Raw genomic sequence first — 6,368 nt, 5'->3', positions numbered from 1 at the left:
ACGCGGCGCATTCAGGCACAGGAATTGAACACCGGATGTCCGGTTCCCGTGCCTGCAGCGTTCAATTCCTGGTGATATTACCGTTCACTTCTGCTTGACAAAACACACCTTCTCGTAGCGGCGGTCGACGATGTCGAAGAACATGTCGGTGCATGCCCTGTCGAACCTGCACCTCCCGATTTCGTCCACGATGAGGCACGAGGGCTTCACGAGCGCTGCGACCTCGTGCTGGGCAGACCCTCCGCTCTGCCGCCCTGGAGAGCCTGTCGCTGTCGCGCAGCTCGCTCGCCTTGAGGTAGTAGGTTCTGAGCCTCTTCACGCAGCAGGCGCGCCCATATGCCTGCGAGAGATCCAGGGGCCTCTGGGCGTTCCAGCAAGTCCTGCAGCTCCAGGGACGGGGTCCGGCACAAGCATGGACCTGAAGGCCCGGCATCGATGGCTGGCATCCTCTCGGACGCCTGGAAGCCGTCTGCAGAGGAAGGCGCAACGGATCCGAGGCCATTCCTGCAGGACTCGACGCACCTGCTGCATCTCGGATTGCAATGTTGCATTCTGAAATTCAACCGACCGTCATATCGTCTGCAATGAGATTCTTAGATAATCTCATGGAACAATGCGTCTTATGATAGGAATATGCTGCATAATTGCAGTTATTACGCAGCATGATGCAAATATTGCGAAAGCACCTACAATCTTCCAAGAAACTAGCGCATCACTAAATCCAGCGATGGCAGGCAAAATGAATACAGGATAGCAATGTAGGAGATATACGCCAAATGTATATTTAGAGAGTTCTGCTGCAATACGAGATACTCGCTTGCCCCAATGTATCTGCTTTACAAATATTAAGACCGCCGCGGCCTGTATGACAGCAGGTAAATTCTGATACCCCTTAAAAACTGTGGAGATACCTGTTTCGGGGTTACTCAACAATGCCGTACCAGAAAACTGAACTAGCCACGCAAGGACACCGGCAAGATATAATCCATGCCGTTGACGCGCCGTAAGCTCAATATGAGTGAGACGCCACCCCAACAAAGGGTAGACAGCATAGCCAAGAGCTGCCGATGGTACAAAATCATAGTTCCAAGCAATGCCTGCCATCGATGATAAAAGAGGAGCAAGGCTATTAAAAAGAAGTGCACAGAGAATGAGATAATCAAAACATTTTTCACGGGGCTTAAGACAAGCAAAAGCTGGAATCGAAAGATAGATGCCGAAGATGGCAGGAAAGAACCAATATGCGTGGACATAGGTTGGCGTAATAAAATTTGAGAGAATCGCACGGAACGAGACGCTGTAAGACGCTCCCATAAACCTGTTCGAGGCTAATGCATATAGTACAGAAATCATGCACCAAGCAATATAAGGTATAAGCGTCTTATTGATACGGCGGATGAAGTACTCCTTCGTTGTCATTCTCTCATGATAGTCCATTAATGTAATGCCGGATATCATAAAAAAATAGGCACCGGCCAATAGAAAGCTGTCTCAATGAAGTTCGAAAACATCCAGTTGGGACTCGATGGACCATGCCAGAAACTGCCGTTGGTGTGCAGCAAGACTACCGCAAACGCAGATATTACATTGAGAATATCAATGTATCCAATACGAGTGCGCATGTTCATGTTGAAAACCTGTTCTCCCGTCATTCAGACGCCGTCGATAACTATGTAGTGGCCATCGGGAACCCAAGCGTTCGGCCGGATGGCATTGCTGGAGCCGAGATAGGAGTTTCATATCCAGCGGTCATGGGAGACCGAGAGACAATACCAGAAATCATCTATCCGCTGTCAACTTGTTGCTATGAATCCCACCTGGAGGGCAGAGCCAGATGCGTCTGTCGCTCAGCCAGTTGGTCTGCATTCAGCGGGAGACATCGAAGTGGCACCAGTCGTCATCTATATGCTTCAAGCAGCTCGCTGGATAGGTGCAGTGGACATTTCGGTACTACCATCCACTTCCGCTCTGAATCCACTGGCTCTGCGTCTCCACAGAAGCTGGATGGGCCACGATGCTGGCGATGTACCCTGCTGGATTGAAAGCTGTTGCTGGGAGACGCCGGTATGAGGATGGCTATCCGGGCCGGGGCGAGCTCCTGCTTCAGTTCGAAGTGCTACATGCATAGATCAATGGACTTCCTCTTTCCCTTGCAGATAACTTGATTCAGACTGAATTTAGCTTATGCTACCACTTGTTTGTTGCACAACATTTCTCAGCCTCCGGAGCGTGTTATCGAACAACCCGCCTTTAGCTTGCAACGCCATGACTCTTCAGGGTCTGGGATATGGTCCAGAGCCGCGTAAGCCAACTCTGAACTGGCTTTTTCTTGGAGGCCTTAGCCTGTGCCGCGCGGAACGCGCGGCATGAAAATCCACCCGCTGTGCGGGCGGAAGGCAACTATGCCATGCAGCGAAACTCCTCCCTCCCCAGGATGGCGATTGCTCGGGTCGCCGGCCGCGAGAGGAAGGAGAACACCATGGCACAGAAGGCGAACAGCCTTGCGCACACGAAATGGATGTGCAAGTACCGCATCGTGTTCTGACCAAAGCATGGGAGAAAGGCCATCTGCAACCAATACCGGAAGGACCTGGGGGAGATCCTCAGGAACCTCTGCCAATGGAAGGGGGTCGAGATAATAGAGGGGCACCTGATGCCAGACCACGTGCACATGCTGGTGAGCATCCCGCCCAAGATCAGCGTATCGAGCTTTATGGGATACCTGAAGGGGAAGAGCTCTCTCCTCATGTTCGACAAGCATGCCAACCTGAAATACAAGTTCGGGAACAGGAAGTTCTGGGCGGAAGGCTACTACGTGTCCACTGTCGGCCTGAACGAGGCCACGATCGCGAAGTACATCCGGGAGCAGGAAGCCGCGGACATCGCCCTCGACAAGCTCAGCGCCAGGGAGTACGAGGACTAGACAGCAAAGAAGACATCTATCCCTCTTCCGCCTCCCATATGAGTAAGAATGACAGACAAGAATTATGCGTTCATGCATTCCAAGGATGTGGGGGAACGTGCCGTCGGGCAATCGCTCAGAAAGGCAAGAATAAACGCTGGACTGAACAGGCCGAGCTCGTTAATGCCTTCAGGGCATCTCCGTCCGTAGTGGGCGGATTCGAAAACAGCGAGTATTAGTCCGTACCGGCACTGCGGCTGCCGTGATTCGGCACCAGCCGTCCTCTAGCCGATTATTGCGCTCCGGCACCGCCTGCTGAAAGCAGGCAGCTGTCCTTGCGTGCGGCTGATAGTTTCCTCCTGCCATGTCCCGACGAGACGAAGGAGGAAAGCATGGCAAGGAAGATCAAGGCCAGGCTGATACTGCAGCAGCTGGCCGCAGGGACATCCCGCAACGCGATCGCAAGGTCGCTCGGGGTGTCGAAGCACAGCATCCAGGCTGTCGCCGAGGCGGCAGAGAGGGAGAGGATCTCCTAGCAGGATGCAGAAGGCATGGACGAGGGCGAGCCCTGTTCGAGGCTCTTCCCGGAGAAGGCGGACGGGACCGAATGCGTCTATCACGACCCCGACTGGGGTGCGGTCCACAGGGAGCTCAGGAAGACCGGCGTGACGCTCAGGCTGCTGCACGGCAAGTATGCAGACGCCCTGAAAGCCGAAGGCAAGCCATCGATGTCCCATGACCGGTTCCAGCCTGTGCAAATACTCAAACGGAAGGTGTGGGGGAGCCGGACGTTCGCGGAGAGGCATTCCGCCTGGGTGCTCGAAGTTATGCAGATAGATGTTGAAAAGCCCAAAAGCGACTCTTGGCATTTATGTGAGCATCGATCTTGTCTGAGATATTTCGTATCTATGAAGTGCAGAGGGGCCTCATTGGAGAGCACCTCTGCTATCGGTATGCATCTTAGCTTAAGAGACGATTTGAGAATCAATCCCTCAATACTGGCCAAAGTCTAGAACAGCTGGATGGTGATTCTTTCTGTCCTCTTTTGGCGGGAGCTCCATATAGTTGCCGTAGCCTCGGGTCAGAACAACATCATATTTATTGGGGACAAATATGGTTGCATCCTCGAAGGGAACTTCAAGGAGTGGAAGCAGCTCATCTCTGCTCATCTCCCATTTCTCTGGGAAGCGATCGGTAAAGTCCACCAAGATGTCTGATGGCAGGTCGTTGTATTTCGTTGCATTCTCTTCCCATTTGCGGCAAATCCAGCTCTGCGGCACATGGAAGAGAACGAGCAATCCATGGGCAAGTCCGCACAGGGCCAGCACCGCCTTCTCCTTCGGGCCATTGAAGCTAATGTATGGCGTAGCGGTGCCTCGCAGGAAGGTGAGCCTGCCCCAGAGCCAGGAACTCCGGCACTGTTTGCGGAAGAGACCATCGTCTTCAACACGGTTGTCGAAGGCAAAAATGTCGATACGGATAGGATACTGATAATGGCAGCGCTTGAAAGTGTCAGGCACCATGAGAGTGTCTTTGAGTGCCAAGATGGAGATGTTGGCTGGATAGTCGGGATTCGTCTTATAGTTTACGAGTTCATACTCGTCTCCCAGAAGTTTTGGTGCTTCCTTAAGCAGGAGCTCATAGTCGCTACGCAGCAGTCCGACGTCCACGTCGTCGTCCCATGGTATAAAACCATGATGGCGGATTGCGCCGATTGCTGTTCCGCCATAGGCAAAGAACTGTATGCCAAGCTCATCACAGACTCGTTTAAGTTCCTTGATGAGCTTGAGGAGAAGGCTCTGCACATGCTTGAGTTCTTCAGGATCGGAATAATCTACGAACTTCACGGCCGTGTTCACGCTTTCTGACGATTTAGGTAAGATACAGCTATCTGCCGAATCTTTCAAAAAACTTTACTCTTATCATACATGCTCCTGTAATTCTGAATATGGGATTGAAACCATTTCTCGATGAGACCAGAATTCTAGGAGCCGGTCTATAAATAGTTGGCTGCATAATGCCTTCAGCTGTCGTGGTTTCGCAAGCCTAAAAGGCCATCCGCTTTGTGGATGAGAACATGCGCTGAATAGCTCAAGAGAGGTGTGCAGATGGATAGCGCGGAATCGCAGCAGCTCAAGAAGAACTATTTCTGGAATACGCTGGGAAGTCTCATGACTTCCCTTTCAAGCGCCCTGCTTCTCATAGTTGTGACGCGCACGCTTGGTGCTGAGCTTGGCGGCATCTTCTCGCTGGCCTTTGCGGTAGGGCAGCAGTACCAGATTCTTGGAGCATTCGAGATGCGGCCTTATCAGGCCACAGATATCAAAGGTCGGTTCAGGTTTGGGACCTACTTTGGGTCGCGCTGCATCACGTGCCTTGCCATGCTTCTTGCAATTTGCTGCTATGCGCTTTGGACCTATGGTTTTTCCTATGAGGCTGGCCTGGCATTCTCTGTGGCGGGGCTCAGATTCTTCGATGCAGCAGAAGATGTTTTCCATGGTATGTTCCAGCAGAAAGGTCGACTCGATATAGCAGGACGGGCCCTGTTCTTGCGGTCGCTCATATCGACAGTAGTATTTACGGCTGCTCTCGTTATCACCGAGAACCTCATGGCTACCTGCATCATTACTGCTGTCGTCTCGCTTGTCGCCCTTATCTGGCTCAATATTCCAGCAGCGCGGAACTTCGGCAGTATCCGGCCGTCTTTCGATCTGAAGCCTCTGGGGCTTCTCTTCGCGGCCTGCCTTCCACTCTTTCTTGGATCGTTTCTGCAGAGCGATCTCATCAATGTGCCCCGTTACGGAATTGCGGGGACGCTTAGCAATACCGACCAGACCATTTACGCCATCATCTACATGCCGGCGCTTGTCATTAATCTCTTGGTTGGCTTTGTCTTCAAGCCGCTTCTGACATCGCTTGCTGAGATGCTTGAACTTCGCAAGCTGGATGATTTCCTGCACCTCCTTCTGAAGTGTGTTGGAATCATTGCTGGCGTATCGGTGCTCGGCGAGATAGCGGCTTATTTCATAGGAATCCCGATACTGTCCCTGCTTTATGGTGTGAATCTCGATGCGTATCTCCCGGCGCTTCTGATCATCATCCTCGGGGGAGCATTCAATGCCTTGAGCGTCATCCTCTATTATTCGCTGGTTACGATGCGTTCGCAGATACTGGTCGTAATCTGCTACTTGGGGGCAGATTTGCTTGCCCATGGTATATCGGGCTGGTTGATAGCCTCATATCAGCTGATGGGCGCAGTCTTCACTTACGACCTTTCAATGGCTCTCCTCTGCGTACTGTTCCTTATTGCGTTTTTCTACAGCTTCAAAAGACAGAAGTAGCGTCTTTCCCATTGGAGAATCGTTGGCTCCACATGCTATAGGGAGATATGGATTCAGACAGATTTCATTTTGTATACCAGTAATCCAAAGGAAGCTGAGAGAAGGCTGCAAGCGGAGTAAAGTGG

6 protein-coding genes and 1 pseudogene are annotated in these 6,368 nt (G+C 52.1%); 4 read left to right on the top strand and 3 right to left on the bottom strand.

Annotated features, from left to right (window positions below; all coding sequences use genetic code 11):
- Positions 1–84: 84 nt before the first annotated feature.
- A complete protein-coding gene (locus ABVS03_RS11360) occupies positions 85–210 on the bottom strand; it encodes an ATP-binding protein (protein WP_368019191.1) in 126 nt (41 codons plus the stop codon).
- A 393-nt stretch (positions 211–603) separates the two neighbouring features.
- A complete protein-coding gene (locus ABVS03_RS11355; RefSeq protein WP_368019190.1) occupies positions 604–1,479 on the bottom strand; it encodes an acyltransferase in 876 nt (291 codons plus the stop codon).
- A gap of 1,000 nt (positions 1,480–2,479) precedes the next feature.
- On the opposite strand from ABVS03_RS11355, the pseudogene tnpA reads away from it, so the two are divergent.
- From tnpA to ABVS03_RS11340, 3 genes and pseudogenes are all read left to right on the top strand, one after another.
- Positions 2,480–2,923, top strand: a pseudogene (gene tnpA / locus ABVS03_RS11350) (IS200/IS605 family transposase).
- Between the two features lie 371 nt (positions 2,924–3,294).
- Positions 3,295–3,438, top strand: a complete 144-nt coding sequence (locus ABVS03_RS11345; RefSeq protein ID WP_368019189.1) for a hypothetical protein — start codon at positions 3,295–3,297, stop codon at positions 3,436–3,438.
- Between the two features lie 15 nt (positions 3,439–3,453).
- On the top strand, positions 3,454–3,915 hold the full coding sequence (locus ABVS03_RS11340) for a hypothetical protein (protein WP_368019188.1): 462 nt from the start codon (positions 3,454–3,456) through the stop codon (positions 3,913–3,915).
- Here the strand turns inward: ABVS03_RS11340 and ABVS03_RS11335 are convergent.
- The gene (locus tag ABVS03_RS11335; RefSeq protein WP_368019187.1) at positions 3,895–4,749 is read right to left on the bottom strand and encodes a phosphorylcholine transferase LicD; all 855 of its coding nucleotides are present in this window, start codon (positions 4,747–4,749) and stop codon (positions 3,895–3,897) included. The two genes, ABVS03_RS11340 and ABVS03_RS11335, sit on opposite strands and share 21 nt — an antisense overlap.
- 261 nt (positions 4,750–5,010) lie before the next feature.
- Between ABVS03_RS11335 and ABVS03_RS11330 the strand changes: the two genes are divergently transcribed.
- Complete coding sequence (locus tag ABVS03_RS11330; protein WP_368019186.1) at positions 5,011–6,243, top strand: lipopolysaccharide biosynthesis protein; 1,233 nt, start codon at positions 5,011–5,013, stop codon at positions 6,241–6,243.
- Positions 6,244–6,368 lie beyond the last annotated feature (125 nt).

This window comes from Olsenella sp. AGMB03486 (genome assembly GCF_040884255.1).
In the GTDB taxonomy this organism is placed as follows: domain Bacteria; phylum Actinomycetota; class Coriobacteriia; order Coriobacteriales; family Atopobiaceae; genus Olsenella_L; species Olsenella_L kribbiana.
Note: the sequence above shows the minus strand (reverse complement) of the source record. Positions and strands in the feature narration are given on the sequence as shown.